We start from the raw sequence: 3,402 nt of genomic DNA on the forward strand, positions 1-3,402 counted from the left end.
GCCGAGGCCGTCGGGGAAGAGGTGGGCCGGGCGCGGACGGGCTACAGCGAGAAGACCTTGCCCGGGTTGAGGATGCCCGCCGGGTCGAGCGCGGCCTTGACCGCCCGGTGCACGGAGAGGCCGACCGGGCCGACCTCGCGCTCGAGCCACTCCCGCTTGAGGACGCCGACCCCGTGCTCGCCGGTGATCGTGCCGCCGAGCTCGAGGCCGAGGTCCATGATCTCGCCGAACGCGAGCCGGGCCCGCTCCGCCTGGTCGGCGTCCGCGGCGTCGAAGACGACGTTCGGGTGCGTGTTGCCGTCGCCGGCGTGCGCGACGGTCCCGATGACGACGCCCCGCCGCTCGCCGATCGCGGTGATGCCGTCGATGAACTCGCCGAGCCGGGTCCGGGGGACGCAGACGTCGTCGACGAGTGTCGTCCCCCACGCCTCGAGCGCGGTGAGGACGGCGCGCCGGGCGGCGAGGAGCACCTCACCCTCGGCCGGGTCGTCGGCCTCGACGACGTCGGTGGCGCCGCACCGGGTCGCGACCTCGCCGATCGCCGCCACCTCGCGCGCGGCGACCTCGCCGCCGGAGTCGGACTGCCAGATGAGCATCGCGGCGCAGTCCTCCGGCAGGTCGCTGCGCAGGTACTCGTTCGCGGCCCGGATCGAGACGGCGTCCATGAGCTCGAGCAGGCTCGGCACGTGCCCCTCGGCGACGACGGCGGCGACGGTGTCGGTCGCCGCCCGCATGCTCGCGAAGAGCGCGGCCGCCGTCCGGGGCCGCTGCGCGGCGGGGCGCAGCATGAGCGTCGCCTCGGTGATGACCCCGAGGGTGCCCTCGCTGCCGACGAAGAGCTTCGTGAGGTCGTAGCCGGCGACGCCCTTCACGGTGCGCCGGCCGGTGCGGAGCACCTCGCCCGAGGCGAGGACGACCTCCAGGCCCATGACGTAGTCGGTCGTCACCCCGTACTTCACGCAGCACAGGCCACCGGAGTTCGTCGAGAGGTTGCCCCCGATCGAGCAGAACTCCCAGGACGACGGGTCCGGCGGGTAGTACAGGCCCTGCGCCTCGACCGCCCGCGACAGGTCGGCGTTGAAGATCCCGGGCTGGGTGACGACGAGCCGGTTCGCGGTGTCGATCTCGAGAATCTGCGTCATCGGCGCGGTGCTCACGACGATGCAGCCCTCGATGGCGTTCGCGGCGCCGGAGAGCCCGCTCAGCGCGCCCTGCGGCACGACCGGGACGCCGAACCGGGTCGCCGTCCGGAGGGCGTGCTGGACGTGCGCGGTCTCCCGGGCGAGGACGACGGCCGCCGGGACCCCGGCCGGGCAGAACATCGCCCGGTCGTGCCGGTAGGACTCCATCCGCGCCGGGTCGGTGACCAGGACGTTCGCCGGCAGCCCGGCGGCGAGGGCTGCGACGACCTCGGAGGTGGGCGGCGACGACACCGGCGCGGCAGACATGCGACTCACCCTAGGTCGGCCGGGGCCGCAGCGGCAGAGCAGCCCGGCTGCGGCAGGATTCGGGGCGTGGACGCCCGTGGACGCCTCGACCCCCTCGACGCCGCCCTCGTCACGCTGCTCGCCGAGGAGCCGCGGACGAGCGTGCTCGAGGCCGCGCGCCGGCTCCAGGTGGCCCGCGGCACCGTCCAGGCCCGCCTCGACCGGCTGCAGCGCGAGGGCGTCGTCACCGGCTTCGGCCCGGACGTCGACCCGGGCGCGCTCGGCTACCCGGTGACGGCGTTCTGCTCGGTCGAGATCCGGCAGCGCGCGGGCGACGAGCCCGGGCCGGCGGGCCGCGCGCGGACCCCGACGACGCACGACGCCGTCGCCGCCCACCTCGCCGGCGTGCCGGAGGTGCTCGAGGCCCACACCGTCACGGGCGCGGCCGACCTGCTCGTGCGGGTCGTCGCCCGCTCGAACGCCGACCTCCAGCGCGTCATCGACCGGGTCCTCGAGAGCCCGCACGTCGTCCGGCTGTCGACGACGATCGTGCTCGCGACACCGCTGCCGCACCGGACGCTGCCGCTCGTCCAGGCGACCGGGCAGGCCACCGGGCAGGCCACCGGGCAGGCGAGCGGGCAGTCCCAGGACCAGCCGGGAACTCATCCGTTCGGGTGATCACCCGAACGGCTCAAGGTTTCGCCCCGACCTGCCGACAACGGTCCCGACACCGGTCACGGGTCGCGGACGGCGGGAGGACGCATGCTGGTGGTGGTGGCGACGACCCTGCTCGCCCTGGTCGCGACGGGGGCAGCGGTCGTGGCGTGGACGGTCGCCGTCCGGCGCGCGCAGGAGGCCCGGCAGGCCGTGGCGACGGCCGCCGCGTACCGGGCCGTGTTCGACCACGCGCTCGTCGGGATCGCGGTGCTCGCGGCGGACGACGCCGGGCCGGCCCCGGTCTGGCGCGTCGAGGACGCCAACCCCGCGTTCGGCCATCTGCTCTGCCGCGAGGTGGCCGGCACCGCCTGGCCCGACCTGCTCGCCGCGGACGACGCGGACGACGCCGCCCGCACCCTCGCCGCGCTCGCCGACGGGCGGCTGTCCGCCTGGCACGGCGAGCACGCCGTCGAGATCGCCGGGCGGACCAGGAGCATGCACGTCTCGATGGCCCCGCTGCCGGTCCCGGCCGGCGGGCCGCGCCGCCTCGCCGTCCACGTCGTCGACGTCACCGACCGGGTCAGCGAGCAGACCCGGCTGCGCGACCTCGCCCTCCACGACGCGCTCACCGGGCTGCCGAACCGGGCCCTGCTCGCCGACCGGCTCGACCTCGCCCTCGCCGGGACCCGGCGCACCGGCGGCCGGGTCCTCGTCGCGTTCTGCGACCTCGACGACTTCAAGACGGTCAACGACACCTCCGGCCACGCCGCGGGCGACCACGTGCTCGTCACCGTGGCGCACCGGCTGCGGGAGGCGGTCCGGCCGGCCGACACCGTGGCCCGGGTCGGCGGCGACGAGTTCGTCGTCCTGTGCCCGGACGTCCCCGACGAGGCCGTCGCCCACGACATCGCCGGGCGGCTCCTCGCGGCGCTGCGCACCCCGGTGCTCATCGACGGCACCGCCTGCCACCGGGGCGGCAGCATCGGCGTGGCGCTGTCCGCCGCGGGCCGCGGCACCGACGCCTCCGCCCTGCTCCAGGCCGCCGACATCGCGATGTACCGGGCGAAGCGCTCCGGCAAGAGCGCGGCCCACCTGCTGATCCTCGCGGACGACGAGGACGTCTTCGTCGACGGCGTCGTCGACGTCCGCGGCGCGGACCGGCTCAGCGCCTGACCCGCCCGACCCGCCCGACCCACCCGACCGCTGCGACGCACCGGCGCCTTGCCGGTCGTCGCCGCGAGTGCTTGGGTCGACGGATGGCCGTCGAACCGCAGGCCCCGCCCCACGTCGTCCCCGGCGCGGGGTGGTGGACGACGTG

3 protein-coding genes are annotated in these 3,402 nt (G+C 76.0%); 2 read left to right on the forward strand and 1 reads right to left on the reverse strand.

The genetic code is table 11. The features are described from left to right. Positions 1 to 41: 41 nt before the first annotated feature. On the reverse strand, positions 42 to 1,448 hold the full coding sequence (locus EDJALFJO_RS00100) for an FAD-binding oxidoreductase (RefSeq protein WP_088280980.1): 1,407 nt from the start codon (positions 1,446 to 1,448) through the stop codon (positions 42 to 44). 66 nt (positions 1,449 to 1,514) lie between these two features. Here EDJALFJO_RS00100 and EDJALFJO_RS00105 point away from each other — a divergent pair, with 66 nt between their 5' ends. After that, positions 1,515 to 2,105, forward strand: a complete 591-nt coding sequence (locus EDJALFJO_RS00105; RefSeq protein WP_088280982.1) for an Lrp/AsnC family transcriptional regulator — start codon at positions 1,515 to 1,517, stop codon at positions 2,103 to 2,105. 84 nt (positions 2,106 to 2,189) lie between these two features. Beyond that, a complete protein-coding gene (locus EDJALFJO_RS00110) occupies positions 2,190 to 3,257 on the forward strand; it encodes a GGDEF domain-containing protein (protein WP_088280984.1) in 1,068 nt (355 codons plus the stop codon). Positions 3,258 to 3,402: the final 145 nt, after the last annotated feature.

The organism is Kineosporia sp. A_224 (assembly GCF_002198655.1).
Lineage (GTDB): Bacteria > Actinomycetota > Actinomycetes > Actinomycetales > Kineosporiaceae > R-H-3.